Origin of the sequence: Pseudomonas oryziphila, from assembly GCF_003940825.1 — a bacterium.
Lineage (GTDB): Bacteria > Pseudomonadota > Gammaproteobacteria > Pseudomonadales > Pseudomonadaceae > Aquipseudomonas > Aquipseudomonas sichuanensis.
In genome coordinates, this window is record NZ_CP034338.1 from 3,019,707 (window position 1) to 3,033,987 (window position 14,281).

Consider the following 14,281-nt stretch of genomic DNA (forward strand, 5'->3'; position numbering starts at 1 on the left):
GGTTACTCCTGGGCGCAGCGCAAGGTGTCCGCCGGCAAGAACCCGGGGTGAATCACCTTGTTACGCGTAACGATTTCATCGGCGCGCGTGGCGTCACCGTACAGTCGGTAAGCCAGCACCACGGCCGGCACGCTTTCCTTGGGGGTCACGTCGACCAGGCGCACACCGGCCATGGCCACCTTGGTCAGGTGGGCGCGTAGCTTCTTCTGCGCGTCCTGCAGCGCGACAAAGTGCGCATGCGGGGCTGATAGGCCCGCCTGCCAGATCGCGTCGCTAAGCGCGTCACGCAGCGCCAGAACGTCGTCCGTGGTCGGCACCTCCGGCCGACTGACTGGCGTGGCCACCTGCTGATCCAGGGTCGGCACCCCGGGCAGCGTCGCCGGCGCTTGCACCACCGGCATCTGCGCGGCCAGCTGCACCGCCTTGATCAGCAGCGCATCGCGCACCAGGTCGCGGGTGGCGGTGACCGTGGCCACCGTCGCCTGGCCGCCAGCTGGGGCAGCGGCAGCGGTCAGGCCCACCGCCGCCTGGGCCGCATTACTGGCCAGCCCCGCCAACAGCGCATAGCCACGCTGCTCGTCGTCCTCATCGCCCCAGCGCGAGCCGTCCGAAAAGCCGGAAAACTGCGCCTGCACCAGGGTGGCCAGGTTGTCGGGGCTGTTGCTCAGCATGTCCGCCAGCGCCCGGGTCGAGCTGATCGCGCCGGCGATCTGGCTGAACTCGCCCTGGATGGCCATCTGCACGCCGGCGATGCCGTTCTGCAGCTGCACCGCCGCGATGCGCACGCGGTTGACCACGGCCATGGCGGCGCGGTACCGGGCTATCGCCGAGTCCAGCCAGCTTTCCGACTGGTCTTCGAGTTGCCGCGCCGTGTGCGGCACGCCCACCGGATAACCCTTTTCGCCGTCTTCGATGAACTCCAGCTGAAACCGCACCATGCCGCCTTCGCGGCGGTCGTGCGACACGTCGCAGCCATCGCCGGCGGTGACCGTCATGCGCCCGTACCAGGGGTGTACCAGCTCCCCCGGGCCGGGCTGATTGAGCGCGTGCAGCAGGTTGTCGCGCTGCACGAAACAGTCATCGCCAATGACAAAGGCGGTCATCTTGGGCGCGCGGGTCTTCGCGCCCATGTCCTCCACCAGGGGCTTGTCGCGCTGCGGGTACTCGTGCACCTGCACCCGCCGGCCTGCCGGCGTTGTTTCACTGTCGACCCAGAAGCCCACCCCGCGAAATGACGCGGGCAGCAGGCGGTCGCGCCATGTTCTATCAGCCATGGATTAACTCCCTAACGAGCGACGGCCAACGTTCGGCGACACCGACACGCCGGGCTGGTTGGTCTTGGCTTCCTCCACCCGCATGCCAGGCGGGGCGTTCTCGAAGCGCACCGCAATGGAGCCTTCCAGGTTCTGCCGCTGGCCTTGCGCGGCCTGCTGCACCAGCGACCCCGGCACAGGGCCAGGCGCACGCAACAGGCTGTTCGAGCCGCCCGTTACCAGGCTGCCCGGCGCCGGCGCCTTGAGCAGGCTGGCAGTGGCCGGGATACCGAGCTGGGCATTCATCGCCTGTTGCGCCGCTGCAGCGTTGGCTGCCGCTTGCTTGCCAGCACCGGCGGCCAATAGCGCCCCGTCGCCGGCGCCCATGGCCTCGCCGTTGCGCACGTTCTGCGCATAGGCGGCGCGCTGTACCTTGGCCGTGATGCCTTCGCCGTCACCGTCACCATCCAGCCCCATGAATTTCATGATGGGTTCGATGAAGCCGCTGACCTCCTCCCACAGGTCTTTGAAGAACCCCACAACGGGTTCCCAGTTCTTGATGATGAGGCCGAGCGGCGTCCAGGCGGCAACCGTCTTGAACAGTTCCCAGGCCGGCACCGTGTAGGCCTTGATCAACTCCCACAACGCTTCGAAGAACGGTCCGACCGTCTCCCAGTTGGCGATCAGGAAGCCCGCCGCCAGCGCGATCACGCGCACAATCATGCCGATCGGGCTCATGGTGGCGACGCCGTTCATTACCGCGAGCGCCACCGTGGCAGCGGCCGTTGCCAAGCGCAGCGCGGTGAAGCCTACGGCGGCGCCCAAGATGCCTTTGATCAGGCCCGGGTGCGCCGCCGCCAGTGCGGCCACGTCGCTCACCAGTGGCCCCACGAATGCCAAGAAGTCATTGAACGGCGGTAGCAGGATCGAGCCTACCGAGATCCCCAGGCGGGTCACCCGATTATTCAGCAGCAGCATGGCGTTTTCCGTCGTCGCCGCCCGAGACGCGTACTCCCCTTGCATCGAGCCGGCATACTTCGTCGAGTCGCCCACGCTATCCAAGTTGCTTTCCAACAGTTTCAGGTTGGTCAGCAGCGGCGTGATCGCCGCGACCGACTCGCTGCCGAACAGGTTGGTCAGTAACGCCGGGCGCTTGGCCGCGTCGACCTCAGAAATCCGCTTGAGCAGGTCCAGCATGGTGCCCTTCGAATCTTTCTGCATACCCTCCGCGACTGTTTTGGAGTCCAGGCGCAGCGACTTGAAGGCCTGTGCCTGCGACTTCGTGGCTGCCGTACCCTTGGTCATTGCCAACATGAAGTTCTTGATGCCGGTGGCCGCAACATCAGACTTAACACCGACCATGGTGGAGCCAATCGCCGCGATCTGTGCCGAAGACAGGCCCGCCACCTCGCCCAGCGCGCCCACCTCAGTCACGATTGAGGAAAGCTGCTTGGTATTGACCGGCCCCGTGTTGCCCAGGTAGTTGATCTGGTCGGCCAGCTCGACAACACCATCCTGTGTCATGCGGAATGCCGTGCGCCACGTCGCCATCATGCTGCCGGACTCGTCGGCGGTCTGATCGAAGGCAACGCCCATTTTCACCGCGTCCTCGGCGAACTTGGTCAGTTCTTCCCGGGCAATACCGGATTGACCACCCGCCGCTACGATCTTGGCGATCCCATCGGCCGCCATCGGCAAGCGTTCGGACAGGTCGAGCACGTCCTTGCTCATTGCCTGGAACTGTTCGGGCGTTTTGAAGTTGACGACCTTCTTCACATCCGCCATGGCGCTTTCGTAGTTGATGGCCGCCTTGACGCCCATCACGAACGGCGCGGCCAGCGCGCCGCCCTGCAGCGCGTCGGCGAAGGTGATCTTGCCGAGGCCCGACGAGTTCAGCTGCTTGCGCAGTGTGGCCACGTTCTTGCGCACGCCGGTCAGCACCGGCGACAGCTTGTCGACGCCGGTAATCAGCGCCTTGAGCTGGAATTTATCCGCCATCCCCTGCCCCTACGATTGCTTGAATACGGCTGGCATTGGCGTAGCCCTCTAGCAGGTCATCCAGCGCCCAGTCCTTGACGTGCTCGGGGCTGAGCTTCCAGTACCAGGCGAGGTCATAGACCAGCTGCGTCAGTCCGCCGAGGCTTCCGCCTTCGCTTCCGTCTTCTGCGGGGACACCATGAAAAAACCGGCCAGCGCCCAGGCCAGGCCGTTGAGGTCGGTAACGTCCAGCTGGTCGACCGAGCTGCTGGGGATGCCGGCGCAGACGACGATGTACTTGGCCGCGATATCGAGATTCAGTCCGACCGACTCGTCTTTCTCGATGCGGTACGGCAGTTGGCCAATCTGCCGGCATTCGCGCGAGGTCGGGCGGCGCAGGGTCAGTTCAGTTTTCTGCTCGCCATGGGCCTGAATGGGGGTGCTGAGTGCGATGGTGGTCATTACTGCCAGTCTCCTGAACTGCCTTCGAAATTAAGCGAAACCTTGCCGTCATCGGCGGTGACATTGACGTCATCCACCGTGTAAGCGCCGGACAGCACGTAGTTGCTACCGTCCTTGAACTCAGCGGTAACGGTCATGTTGGTACCGTTGGTGATTTTCTCGAACGGGAAACCCGGGACCTTCACCGCGTCGACCTTGAGGAACGGCGTGCGGTCTTCTTCCTTGAAGTAACCGGCCACGATGGTTTCGCGCTTGGTCTTGGACAGTGGCGCTTCCACGCCGCCGGTGATAACCAGCTGGGCACCGTCCACCTTGATGTAACAGGTGCCCGCGACTTTCTGACCCATAAAAGGCCCTCACAAAAAAGCCCGCACTTGGCGGGCTTGGGTGGAATGGTCCGCGACTTAAGCGGCCGCGTCGGTGGCGTACTGCAGGCGGAACTGGTAGAGCAGTGCGAACACGCGCAGCTGGTTCACCAGGTCCGGCGGGTACAGCACGTTGAGGCGGTTCGGGTTGGTCGCGTCGATCTCCACGACCAGGTTCGCCTTGAACGCCTCGGCGTTCTCCGCGATGCCCAGCGTTTCCAGGTAACGGTAACCCGCGATCAACTCGCCCCGGATCACCAGCGGCGTGACGATGGGCTGGCCCGGCCCGAACGACGTCCCATCTTTGGCCAGCTTGTGCCGGCCGTACTTGCTGGTGACGATGCCGGCCAGGTAACGCAGCACGTAGGCGCTCTGGTGCAGCGGCTCGCTGTCCAGGTAGGAATCATCTGGCTGGCCGTAGGCGTTCTTCTGGTAAGTAGTCACAGCGCGCTGAATGCGCATGTAACCGCCTTCGAAGTACGCCGTGCCGACGCCGTTGCTCAGCAGCGATTGGCGCTCGGTCAGCATGAAACGCTCGCTCGACTTCGCCGGGGCGATGCTCGGCAAAGTGCCGGTCTGCGTCGGCCGCGCCGGGTCGGCGCTGATAAACACCGCCGTGCGCGCCGCGACCTGGGCTGCCATCACCCACACCGGCTGCGGCACGCCCACTTCGAAGCCGATCACCGACATGTGCGGGTCGTTGCGCTGCCGGCCGAAGGCGACCAGCTGGCCGAGCGTGCCGCGCTTCGCGCTGTAGACGTGCCCCCACAGCTGCTTCGCCCAGGACCAGCGGCCGCTGTTTTCGTCCATGGTGGCTTTCCAGGCGTCCAGGCTGTCGCTGTCGGTCCAGGGCTGCGCGCAGAACTCGAACGGCTCATCGCCCAGGGCGGCCAGCAGCACCGCCATGTCGGGGCTGCCGACACCGCCGGCCATCGCCGTGATGGCCAGCTGCAGGCCGGCCGGGGTTTCCTCGCCATTGGCGCGGCCCAGGCGATTCACTTCGACACGCAGGTCGTTGCCCAGCTCGCCCTTAAACTTGACGTCCAGGGTCACCACAGCGCCGGCGGCGGTCGCCTTGACCGGCAGATCCGGCAGGGCGTTGACGCTGGCCGCCACAGCGGTGGCCACGGCTTCCGCGCTCATGGTCGCGGTAACGGTGGTGCGCACGCGCGAACCACCGACGTACAGGTTGACCAGGCCGGCCGCCGAGACGGTGCCCGTTACGGTAACGCTGGCCTTGGCGGCAGCGCCCTCGGCCACCTTCACCGGCAGACACCAGACCTCGCCAGCCACGTCGATGGCGCGGTGGGCGGCGAACATGGTCGCCAGCATCGAGCCGGCGCCGCCGATGGCCACCGCCTCGGCCTGGCGCGACACCAGCACCAGGGAGCCGATTTCAGGGCTGTCGGCGTCGTCGTTGACCTGGCCGACGATCAGTCGGCGCAACGCGCCGGCGGCGCCGCTGCTGGCCATGCTGTTGTCGACCTCGGCATAGAACAGCGGCACCTTGAGGTCGCTGGGGATGAAGCTAAACGGGACACTCATGCCTTGGGCTCCTTCACGGCTTTGGCGGCCGGTTTCTGTTTCACCAGCAGCGCGTCACCGTCTTCAATACGGCGCTGCCAGTACGCATCATGGGGGACCGTATCCCCCGCCTCGGGCAGCAGCTCGCCGCCCTTCTCCGGCATCGGGCACGCACGCCCCGGCGCCGGTTTCAGCTGAACCATTTTCATTGCGGGAGATCCTCGCGTAACGCGATCTCGACCCGGCCATCGGGGCCGGTCGGGCTTAGGTTGTGGTCGACCATGGGGTCGATGAAGTCGACGCGGGTGTCGATGCCTTCCAGCGGCGGCAGGCGGCTGTGCTCCAGCTCCGGCCAGGTCTGCGGGTCGTCGGTGGCATCGCTACCGAAACCGCCCAGCTGGCTGTCCGCGTAGAAGCGGTAGCCGTAGACCACCTTGGCCCGGTCCAGCAGGATCAGGTCGCCGCGGTCGTAGCAGATCGGCTCGGCGTCATCCAGCGGGAACCCCATCAACGCCCGGCACAGCGTGGTGCGGATGTGGTGAACCAGGTCCGCCACCGCCTGGCCGCGCTCGTCCTTGTTGTCCAGCACCACGCAGACGTCGAACGAGTCGCGTACCACCTGGGCGGCGGCGTTCTGCGCCATGGGCTCGTCGGCCTGATCACCCACCGGGATCACAAAGGCTGCCGGCGCCTTGAGTTGCTGGCTCCCCTTCACCGGGTCCCAGTCTAGGCCGCCGGCGATGCGCCCCTCGAACTGCGGGCACTCTGCTTTCAGGTGCTCAATGATTGGTGTGATTCGCATGTCACCCTCAGTTGTCCAGGAACGCGGCGGCAAAGGCGCGCGTCAGGATCTGCTGCACCTCGGCCCGCGAATCCTGCAGGGCGTCGGTCATGTAGTTGTCGCGCGGCGCGATGCGCCACCCGTTTTGTGCCCGGGCTGCCACTAGGGCCTGTCGCTCGCCCCTTGCCCGCCGCCCCTTACCCGCGCCCCGACCAGTGACTCGAGAGCCGAGCCGCACGCCGTAGTGCAGGTACGCCGGGTAGAACTGCTGCATGCCTGCGGTTTTGGTCGGCGAGATCCGAACCAGAAAGCCCGCACGGGACACCCGGTACTTGATCGAGTCGACCGTCTCGCCGGTGCGGTTGACGGGGTATCCCGCCTGCCCCCGGCCGAGGGCCAGGTTCATCTGCGCGCGGCCGGTGATCAGCACGCCGACCTTGCGCATGCCGGCGCGCACTTTGCGCATGTTGAAAGTTTCCCGGTCGAAGGCATCAAAGCCCTCGAAGTGCAGGTAACCGTCAACCGAAACCGAGTTGGCCATCGTCGCCGCCTCCTGTGCTCAGCGCCGGAGCATCCGGCCCCAGTTCTTCCACCTCCACCACCGACCAGACGGTACGGCCACCCAGCTCCGTTGGCCGTCGCACCCGGTAGATCCGACCACGCGCCACAAACTCATGCGCGGCACTCAACCCCTCAATATGGCGGCAGTACAGGCGGTGGGTAGCCTTGCTTTCGGTCTGCTGGGCATTGGTGTACGCAGCGGTGCCCAGCGGCTCCACCTTCACCCAGCGCTTGCAGACCGGGGTGTATTCGGGGGTCAGCCCCGCGCCATCGGGTCGATCAACGCGAATCCTTACCTCCATGCGATGGATCAGCTCGCCCGAAGCTGGCTCACGCATACCCCTCACTCCTCCCGAGGCCATGGCTAGAACCTCGGAGGGACGGTGATATCCGCCAGCAGGTGGTCAACAAAGCTCGACGGGACTTCGGCGAGGGATTGACCCGCAACCAAAAGCCCGCGGTGGGTGAACGCCGTTTCCGCGGCCATCAGCAGCCAGCTCAGCACGCCAGGGTGCGCCTGCAGGTCGACACCAGCACGGTAGCGGATTCGCAACGCGCCCTCCGGGCGGCCATCAGGGAAGCAAAGGCGGCTTTCCTTGCCGCCCTGAATCAACTCCCTACGCCCACTGAACTCCAGCGCTTCCCCTGAATGGCAAACCACCTGAACGGACTCAACAGCCACCGCTTGACCGACATCCAGCGGATGGCCGGACGGATAGTGCCGCGGCCAGTCCTCTTCGTAGATCGCTTCACGGATCGCCGCACCGGTCTTGGATTCGCCCTGCGCAGTTACCCCCGGGATGATGATCTGATCGATCAGCTCAGGCTGCAGGTCCTCTGGCTCAGCACGGCATTGAATGGCCACCTGTTCCAACGTCAGCACGGGCGCCCCCGTGTAGGCGATGCGGCGCGCCATGATTACGGCTTACCTTCAGCGCCTGCCTGAGCCTCCGACTTAGCCGTCCCGTCAGTATCGGCATCGGTCTTTTTGGCAGCAGGAGCTGCGTTGCCGGCGCCGCCCTTGCCCTTTTTCGCGCCTGACTTGTCTGCTTCGATGGCATAGCCAGCCTCGACCAGGCTCTCGGCTAAAGCAGCATCGAAGCCAGCAGTCTCACCTGCGGCATAGCCGCGCCAGTTTTTTTCGAAGGTAACGATAACCTTGGACATGGGGTGCTCCTCGAATCGTGTGATGAAGTGCCCGGCGTACCGGGCGCGGTGGATTACAGGGAGCTACCCCATTTGACGTCGGTCATCACCGCGACCGACTCGACATGGCGCGGGCCGAAGTCGTGCTTGGCGATCACGCGCACCAGGGTCTGGTCACGCTGGAATGCGCTGATGACGTTGCCGCCGGCGTCCTTGTAGGTGGCCTCTTTGCTGAAGTCGATGACCATGGCGTCGTCTTCGCCGATGAAGCAGTCCGCGAAGTCAGCGAAGTGGATTTCCGAGGCATTACCCTCAGCGCCCAGGTTGATCGGGATCTGGGTGGTGGAGCCGACCGGGAACCCTTTCAGCATGTTCTGATCCAGCTCGGGGTAAGCCTTGTTGCCATTGCCATCACGCAGTGCGGACAGCCAGCGCTTGGTGCGCGGGGCCATGGCGAAGCCTGGGGCGGTCATGTTGGAGTTGGCGTTCTCCAAGCGCAGGATCAGCGCGGACAGCGCAAATTCCACGGACTCCAGCGTCACGGCGGCGGGTGCCGAGAACACGTTGAAGGCCGGCGCCCAGAAACGCAGGCCTTTGGGCAGATTGCCGGTACCGGCTCCGCGCAGGAACGACAGGTCTTCTGCCGTCGCTACCGAGGCCACCAGGTCGTTCACGACGAGGCGGTCGACGCTGGGATTGGTGCCAGAGTAAGCCAGCAGGTCATTGCTGATTGGGACCAGGGCCGCGAGCTTTTTCGACGACAGCTTCAGGTCATCGAACTGCATGTCGGTGGTCGGCATGTCTTCCTCAGAGCCGATGTAGCCGACGATTGCTCCACCCTTGATGCGTGGCACGGTGAGGTTGCCATTGCCCAGGGGCAAGGACACGGCGCCGAGGCTGCGCACCACCGACTTCGGGCGGAGCAGCTCGATGACTTCGCTGGAGAAGCTCTGCGGCACCAGTACGCCGCCAGCGCCCGGCGTCACGGTGCTGAGCGCCATGGCGATTTCGGGGTTATAGCCGGAGTCGGTGGCCATCTTCGCGGCAGCGTGCTGGTCGCCGCGAGATGCGGCCAGCACACGAACCATCTGGGCCATGTTGGCACCTGGCACAGGTTTGGCGGCGAATGGCCCGCTGATGTGGCTGGGCGGGCCATTGATGCCCTGAGCGCTTTCATTGACCGGCACGGCGTTGGCTGCGGCGATGCGCTCAGCGGCCTCCGCGCGCGCGAGCTTTTCCGTCAGGGCGTTGAACTGAGTGCTGAGCTGCTCGAACTGGGCCAGTTGCTCGGCGCTGAGGGCGGTGCCCGCCGCTTCGAGCTGGGCCAGCGCCTGGATCTGACCATTGATAGTGGCGCGTTCGCTACGCAATTGAGTTACGAGGGACATGCTGCCTCCTGGGCATAAAAAAACCGCCATCAGGCGGTTGTGGTCACTGCCGCGAACGCGGTCAGAGTTGAGACTGAATGGCGAAGGCCGAGGCCCTCACGCTGATGCGCTGCTGTGGCTGTGCGCCTTGGCGCTGCGCACGGCTGAGAGCGACTGCCCGCGAAAGGTTGTCTACCGCAAGCTGCGGCGACTCCAGGCGATCAGCCAGGCCGATGGCGATGGCGGATGCGCCGCGGTAACAGGCGGCTTCGGTGGCGATGATCTCGGCAACATCGCGGCCGCGGTACTCGGCGACATGGGTGGTGAAGAGCTGATAGCTCTCCTGCACGACATCGTTGAGCACCTGCAGGGATTGTTCGGTAAGCGGCTCGTTTGGGCTCAGGTCGTTCTTGTGCGCCCCGGCGAAGACCGTGGTGACCTTGACCCCCATGCCTTCGATCATCTTCGAGCGGTCCATGTGACTGGCCACCACGCCGATGGAGCCCACGCCCGAGGTCAGGCTGACGACGACCTCGGTGCAGGCCGACGCAATCAAGTAGCCCCCGGAGTACGCCATGAAGTTGACCAGCCCGGTGATGGGCTTGATCTTGGTCGCGGCGCGGATGTCCGCTGCCAGCTCGAAGGCGCCAACCGCGCTGCCGCCTGGGCTGTCGATGTCGAGCACGATGTGTTCGACCATCGGGTCGGCGACGGCCTGGTTAAGGGCGGCACGCAGCCCTTCATAGCTGGTCATCGTCTCGCAGGCATTCAGGTGACTGCCGCGGCTGACGAGAACGCCATGCACCGCGATCACTTCCACGCCGGTTAGCGCGATGGCAGCACGCCGCTGCTCTTCACGGCGGTCCTGCTCCGCCTGGTAATCGTCATCGTCGTAGTACATTGAGGGATTGGCTGCCGCGCCCCCCATGCTCAAATTGACGATGTTGAGGCTCATGGTCTGGTTGGCCCAGCGTACCGCCAGGTCCAGCATGTCGGGCGTCGTCAGCAGCGGCTGATTGAACAGCAAGCTGGCAGCACGCAGATGTCGTTTCATGCGGCAAGCATCCTTAGGATATCGTCGCGCTGCTGCTCCAGCTGAGCGCGGACGTTGGGGTTGTTCATGTCGGGCAGGCCGTGCGCTACATCCGTCATGTTTAGCGGCTGCAAGTAGCTATCACCGTTAGCGACGGGGGGCATGTTTTCCAGTCGCCGGATGTCGTTGATCGACAGCCACCCCCACTGCCTGCCGATTGCGTAGGCGTCATAACGGCTCTTCTGGTCACCGCGCAGCAGGCCGGAGAGATTGAACTCGATGAAGTAATCCCGACGCTCAGATGGCAGCAGGAAGTCGCGCATCATGGCCTGCTCGTGGCGCTTCACCCAGGGCATCAAGGCGAAGATCACGTATTGGATCAACAACTGCTCAAGGCTGTTATAGCTGGCCTTCTCAAGCTCGTTGATCATGTGCGGAGGTATCTTGTAGATCCGTGCGATATCGAGCCCTGTTGCCTTGAGGATGCCCAGCAGCTCGGCGTCGACGTTGTTCATCGACACCGGCTTAAAGGTCATGCCTTCCTGCAGCATCGCGACCTTCTTCGCGTTATCGATGCCCGAGAACTTGTTGCCCCACTGATCGAGGATGCGGTCGATACTGCCCTGCTCCTTGATCGGCGGAGCCTCTCGTGGGCGCTCGATAACGCCGCTGACGGCAGTACCATTGGCAAATGACTTGCCCGCATACTGCCTGACCGCATGCGCAAGGCCGACGGCATCGGCATGCAGCTCAACGGGAGACATTCCGATGTAGTGGTTCTTTGTGTGCCAACGTACATGGTGAATCAGGCGCATGGGCAATGGCTCATGCCCACCAACGCGATACACGGGGCGTAGATCGCCGCCCTTGAGTACCGTTACCTTGTCGTTTCGCAGCGGGTAAAGGCCCTTCACCGACCCGTCATCGTTGCGGTCGATGAAGCTGTAGCAGTTCCCCCGCAGCCCCAGGGAAAGCTGGCCAGACTCGCGGTACTCGTACGGCGTCTGCCAGGGGTTCGGCTGGTAGCGCAGAACATCGTAGAGCGGGTGAGCTATCGCTGACTCACGCTTGCCATCGCCTAAACGACGATAGAGCTCAAGCGGCAGCTGACCCACGCTCTCAGCCAGCAGCGTGACGCAGGTCTGCAAGACAGTAATAGCAAGAGCGGTCTCGGGGGTGACGGTGACGCCTGCTGCAGTCCGCCCAGACCCACCCCCTCCGCGCCAAGCGCCACCGCCCGCTTCCGAAACCAGCGCCTCATTACCGCCAAGAAGATTGCTGAAGAACATGATCAACCTCCCTCCGGGCTACGTTTGAGCTGCATGCGGGCGGCCGCTTTATCTGCCAGCCACGCCCAACCAATCAAACCGAGCCCGGCGGCCATCAGAGCCGCCGGCACGTGAATAAGGGCGATGCCGCTGATCAGCAGTGCAAAGCCAGCCAGGCCGGCAATCCACGCAGCGATTGCAATGGTTTTCAAACCCCTACTCCTTCGTCGTAAATGGAACTACCGCTACTTCCCGAGGACACTGCGCCACTGATGCCGGTAGCCATGATCGAGGCAATGATCCCATCGATGCGGCCCGTCGCTTTTGCCTTGTCTGCCTTGCGATTGCCTGCCGGATCGGAAACGATCACTGCGTTGCCGGCGCACCAGGTCATTACCGGGTTGCCGTCGTGGCGCAGCGACTCCACCGCCTCAGTGTCGAAGAACTCTTCGGTGCTACCCTCTTCCTCTGACCGCAACTCGATGATGCCAAGCAGTCGACGCTCAAACTCGTCGACTGCAGGCCCCATGTCCTTGAAGCCCTGTCCGAACTCCACCAGCTCCGGCAGTGTGATGTCGTACTCGCTCATCAACTGACGCATGTCCTCGATGCGCCAACGGTCGTAAGCGATTTTGTCTACCTGAAAGTAGTCGCAAATGGTTTGCATCCGGCGCAGCACATGCAGCTTGCTGATGGCGCGCCCAGGTGTCGTTTCAAGATCCCCCGACTTGATCCATGCCGCGTAAGGCACTTTGTCGCGCGCCTCGCGCTTGTCCAGTTCGTGGTCAGGGATCCAGAAGTACGGCAACAGCCGCCAGTGCGGATCCTCGAAGGTCGGATAGAACAGCAGGACGAAGGACGTGAGGTCCGTGGTGCTGGACAGGTCGAGGCCTCCAACGCAGGGGCGACTGCGCAAAAGCGACATCGGCACGCGCTCTTCGGCTTGGCTCCAGACATCCCACGAAATCCACGGCGATTCGGCGCCGGTCCACTCACAGAAGTTGAGCCGGCGCACCATCGCCTCTTTACTCGGCATGCCACGAGCCTCTGTCACCTGCTCACGCAGGTACTTCATGCCAGGCAGGTCGGCGTCCTGTAGAGATGGGTTGGATTTGAACCAGCAGCTTTCGTCCTGAATGGGGTCATCACCTTCATCCAGCGAGCAGATGTAGGCGAAAAATCCGTCATCGGTGAGCGCACCCGAAGCCACCCGAGAGCCATACTCATGGTATTCCCAGCAGGGGCCGCGCTTGTTGGAGCCACTGTTAGTAATCATGAAGATCAGCGCCTGTTTCCGGCTCTTGGTGCCGGCGCGCATCATCTCCACGACCAGGTTGGTCTTGTGCTCATGCACCTCGTCGATCAGCGCCATGTGCGGCCGTGGGCCGGACTGACCGTCATCCGAACTGATCGGGCGGAAGAACGATCCCGCCTTGAGGTAGGCCAGGTTCCAGATGTTCTGACCGGTACCGCTGCAGGCGAGGCGCTTGGTCAGCTCCGGCGACTGCTGCACCATGGCGACAGCGTCGCGGAACAGGATCATGGCCTGATCCTTTTTGGTTGCAGCGGCGTAGATTTCGGCACGGGCCTCGTTGTCCCCAACCAAACCCCTCAACCCAACCCCGGCGGCCAAAGGGGATTTGCCTGACCCTTTGCCGCTTTCGACGTATACCACTCGAAACCGGCGGTAACCGTCACTGCCCTTCCAGCCAAAAATGCTACCAACAATGAATTTCTGCCAAGGCAAAAGTTCGAACGGCTGCCCTTCGAACTCGCCACCATTGAGTTTCAGGACTGCGCGATAGAACCGTATGGCCTTGTTGGCCTCATCAAGATCCCAGAACAACCCCCGCTTTGGACCCTCTTCCAAGTCCCGAAGATGCCGAGCGCACGCATTGCGGATGTCCGGCCCTGCGATCCGCTCACCCGAATGCACCTCCCTGGCGTACTGGGTTGCTGGATCGTCAACCGAAGTGCTCCGCGAGCGGGTCTTCCTTGTCGTCATTCTCTTTCACCTGGACTTTGGATCGGGCGGCTGGGGTCAGGCCGAACTCGACCAGGTAGCTTTTGAAGCGGCGATCAACGTCGGCGAGCATGGCAACGGCAGGGTTTGCCTTGAGCACAAGCTCACCTTGTGTGCTGGTCGTCTCGTAGGTGCGCCCCTGAGCGTCGACCGTTTCACGCAGAGCGAGGATTTCGGCGTAGCAGTCGCAGAGTCGCTCCAAGGCAAAGCCATCTGCCTCGGTGAGCACACCCATACGGTCAAGCAGCACCGTCAGGCGACCCCAGGCCACCTGCCCTTCACACGTCAAATGTGCCGGAGCGCTGGGAATGCGCCTCGCTGGTTGGGGTTCTTTCTTGTTGATAGCGCGCTTGCCGGGGTTCCCTCTGACAAGCTTCAGCTCTGTCGGGGTGGGTCTTCTCCCGGCCATTTTTTGCTCTCAAAAAAAATCATTTCATTTCGCGGTTTTGTGTAAAGAGGAGGGCGATCGGTCAGGAAAGGTTTCGCAAAAAACATTTTTACCCCCCCTGCCCCAGATGATG

The 14,281-nt window shown here is 63.6% G+C and carries 17 protein-coding genes; all 17 read right to left on the reverse strand.

Translation table 11 applies throughout. The annotated features are described in order from the left end of the window. Positions 1-2: 2 nt before the first annotated feature. Positions 3-1,274, reverse strand: a complete 1,272-nt coding sequence (locus EJA05_RS14030; RefSeq protein ID WP_125858705.1) for a DNA circularization protein — start codon at positions 1,272-1,274, stop codon at positions 3-5. A 3-nt stretch (positions 1,275-1,277) separates the two neighbouring features. Beyond that, the gene (locus EJA05_RS14035) at positions 1,278-3,251 is read right to left on the reverse strand and encodes a phage tail tape measure protein (protein ID WP_125858706.1); all 1,974 of its coding nucleotides are present in this window, start codon (positions 3,249-3,251) and stop codon (positions 1,278-1,280) included. A 129-nt stretch (positions 3,252-3,380) separates the two neighbouring features. Further along, complete coding sequence (locus EJA05_RS14040; RefSeq protein WP_125858707.1) at positions 3,381-3,692, reverse strand: phage tail assembly protein; 312 nt, start codon at positions 3,690-3,692, stop codon at positions 3,381-3,383. Further along, positions 3,692-4,039, reverse strand: coding sequence for a phage tail tube protein (locus EJA05_RS14045; protein WP_125858708.1), 348 nt, complete (start codon positions 4,037-4,039; stop codon positions 3,692-3,694). Before EJA05_RS14045 ends, EJA05_RS14040 begins: the two co-directional genes overlap by 1 nt. A 57-nt stretch (positions 4,040-4,096) precedes the next feature. Beyond that, positions 4,097-5,602 carry a phage tail sheath subtilisin-like domain-containing protein gene (locus EJA05_RS14050; RefSeq protein ID WP_125858709.1) on the reverse strand — a complete coding sequence of 502 codons (1,506 nt, stop codon included), beginning with the start codon at positions 5,600-5,602 and terminating at the stop codon, positions 4,097-4,099. Beyond that, positions 5,599-5,790, reverse strand: coding sequence for a DUF2635 domain-containing protein (locus EJA05_RS14055; protein ID WP_125858710.1), 192 nt, complete (start codon positions 5,788-5,790; stop codon positions 5,599-5,601). The genes EJA05_RS14050 and EJA05_RS14055 overlap by 4 nt, the downstream gene beginning before the upstream one ends. Further along, the gene (locus EJA05_RS14060; RefSeq protein ID WP_125858711.1) at positions 5,787-6,383 is read right to left on the reverse strand and encodes a phage tail terminator protein; all 597 of its coding nucleotides are present in this window, start codon (positions 6,381-6,383) and stop codon (positions 5,787-5,789) included. The genes EJA05_RS14055 and EJA05_RS14060 overlap by 4 nt, the downstream gene beginning before the upstream one ends. A gap of 7 nt (positions 6,384-6,390) precedes the next feature. Then, positions 6,391-6,903, reverse strand: a complete 513-nt coding sequence (locus tag EJA05_RS14065; protein ID WP_125858712.1) for a hypothetical protein — start codon at positions 6,901-6,903, stop codon at positions 6,391-6,393. Further along, positions 6,881-7,261 (reverse strand): phage head closure protein, encoded by a 381-nt coding sequence (locus tag EJA05_RS14070; RefSeq protein ID WP_190305979.1) that lies wholly within the window; start codon positions 7,259-7,261, stop codon positions 6,881-6,883. Before EJA05_RS14070 ends, EJA05_RS14065 begins: the two co-directional genes overlap by 23 nt. A gap of 26 nt (positions 7,262-7,287) precedes the next feature. Further along, positions 7,288-7,839 carry a hypothetical protein gene (locus EJA05_RS14075; RefSeq protein WP_125858714.1) on the reverse strand — a complete coding sequence of 184 codons (552 nt, stop codon included), beginning with the start codon at positions 7,837-7,839 and terminating at the stop codon, positions 7,288-7,290. Positions 7,840-7,841: 2 nt separating this feature from the next. After that, the gene (locus EJA05_RS14080) at positions 7,842-8,090 is read right to left on the reverse strand and encodes a hypothetical protein (protein ID WP_125858715.1); all 249 of its coding nucleotides are present in this window, start codon (positions 8,088-8,090) and stop codon (positions 7,842-7,844) included. 53 nt (positions 8,091-8,143) lie between these two features. Further along, positions 8,144-9,457 carry a phage major capsid protein gene (locus EJA05_RS14085; RefSeq protein WP_190305980.1) on the reverse strand — a complete coding sequence of 438 codons (1,314 nt, stop codon included), beginning with the start codon at positions 9,455-9,457 and terminating at the stop codon, positions 8,144-8,146. A 61-nt stretch (positions 9,458-9,518) separates the two neighbouring features. Next, complete coding sequence (locus tag EJA05_RS14090; protein WP_125858716.1) at positions 9,519-10,490, reverse strand: S49 family peptidase; 972 nt, start codon at positions 10,488-10,490, stop codon at positions 9,519-9,521. After that, positions 10,487-11,758 (reverse strand): phage portal protein, encoded by a 1,272-nt coding sequence (locus tag EJA05_RS14095; protein WP_125858717.1) that lies wholly within the window; start codon positions 11,756-11,758, stop codon positions 10,487-10,489. Before EJA05_RS14095 ends, EJA05_RS14090 begins: the two co-directional genes overlap by 4 nt. 2 nt (positions 11,759-11,760) lie before the next feature. Continuing rightward, positions 11,761-11,949, reverse strand: a complete 189-nt coding sequence (locus tag EJA05_RS14100; protein WP_125858718.1) for a hypothetical protein — start codon at positions 11,947-11,949, stop codon at positions 11,761-11,763. Beyond that, entirely contained in the window at positions 11,946-13,742 is a 1,797-nt protein-coding gene (locus EJA05_RS14105) for a terminase large subunit (protein ID WP_125858719.1), read from the reverse strand. Before EJA05_RS14105 ends, EJA05_RS14100 begins: the two co-directional genes overlap by 4 nt. Continuing rightward, positions 13,702-14,031, reverse strand: a complete 330-nt coding sequence (locus tag EJA05_RS14110; RefSeq protein WP_323808586.1) for a phage terminase small subunit P27 family — start codon at positions 14,029-14,031, stop codon at positions 13,702-13,704. The genes EJA05_RS14105 and EJA05_RS14110 overlap by 41 nt, the downstream gene beginning before the upstream one ends. Between the last annotated feature and the right edge of the window lie 250 nt (positions 14,032-14,281).

Bases quoted from the DNA above. Each gene is read 5' to 3' on its own strand.
- EJA05_RS14030 (WP_125858705.1), bottom strand. From the start codon at position 1,274: ATGGCTGATAGAACATGGCGCGACCGCCTGCTGCCCGCGTCATTTCGC.
- EJA05_RS14035 (WP_125858706.1), bottom strand. From the start codon at position 3,251: ATGGCGGATAAATTCCAGCTCAAGGCGCTGATTACCGGCGTCGACAAG.
- EJA05_RS14040 (WP_125858707.1), bottom strand. From the start codon at position 3,692: ATGACCACCATCGCACTCAGCACCCCCATTCAGGCCCATGGCGAGCAG.
- EJA05_RS14045 (WP_125858708.1), bottom strand. From the start codon at position 4,039: ATGGGTCAGAAAGTCGCGGGCACCTGTTACATCAAGGTGGACGGTGCC.
- EJA05_RS14050 (WP_125858709.1), bottom strand. From the start codon at position 5,602: ATGAGTGTCCCGTTTAGCTTCATCCCCAGCGACCTCAAGGTGCCGCTG.
- EJA05_RS14055 (WP_125858710.1), bottom strand. From the start codon at position 5,790: ATGAAAATGGTTCAGCTGAAACCGGCGCCGGGGCGTGCGTGCCCGATG.
- EJA05_RS14060 (WP_125858711.1), bottom strand. From the start codon at position 6,383: ATGCGAATCACACCAATCATTGAGCACCTGAAAGCAGAGTGCCCGCAG.
- EJA05_RS14065 (WP_125858712.1), bottom strand. From the start codon at position 6,903: ATGGCCAACTCGGTTTCGGTTGACGGTTACCTGCACTTCGAGGGCTTT.
- EJA05_RS14070 (WP_190305979.1), bottom strand. From the start codon at position 7,261: ATGCGTGAGCCAGCTTCGGGCGAGCTGATCCATCGCATGGAGGTAAGG.
- EJA05_RS14075 (WP_125858714.1), bottom strand. From the start codon at position 7,839: ATGGCGCGCCGCATCGCCTACACGGGGGCGCCCGTGCTGACGTTGGAA.
- EJA05_RS14080 (WP_125858715.1), bottom strand. From the start codon at position 8,090: ATGTCCAAGGTTATCGTTACCTTCGAAAAAAACTGGCGCGGCTATGCC.
- EJA05_RS14085 (WP_190305980.1), bottom strand. From the start codon at position 9,457: ATGTCCCTCGTAACTCAATTGCGTAGCGAACGCGCCACTATCAATGGT.
- EJA05_RS14090 (WP_125858716.1), bottom strand. From the start codon at position 10,490: ATGAAACGACATCTGCGTGCTGCCAGCTTGCTGTTCAATCAGCCGCTG.
- EJA05_RS14095 (WP_125858717.1), bottom strand. From the start codon at position 11,758: ATGTTCTTCAGCAATCTTCTTGGCGGTAATGAGGCGCTGGTTTCGGAA.
- EJA05_RS14105 (WP_125858719.1), bottom strand. From the start codon at position 13,742: ATGACGACAAGGAAGACCCGCTCGCGGAGCACTTCGGTTGACGATCCA.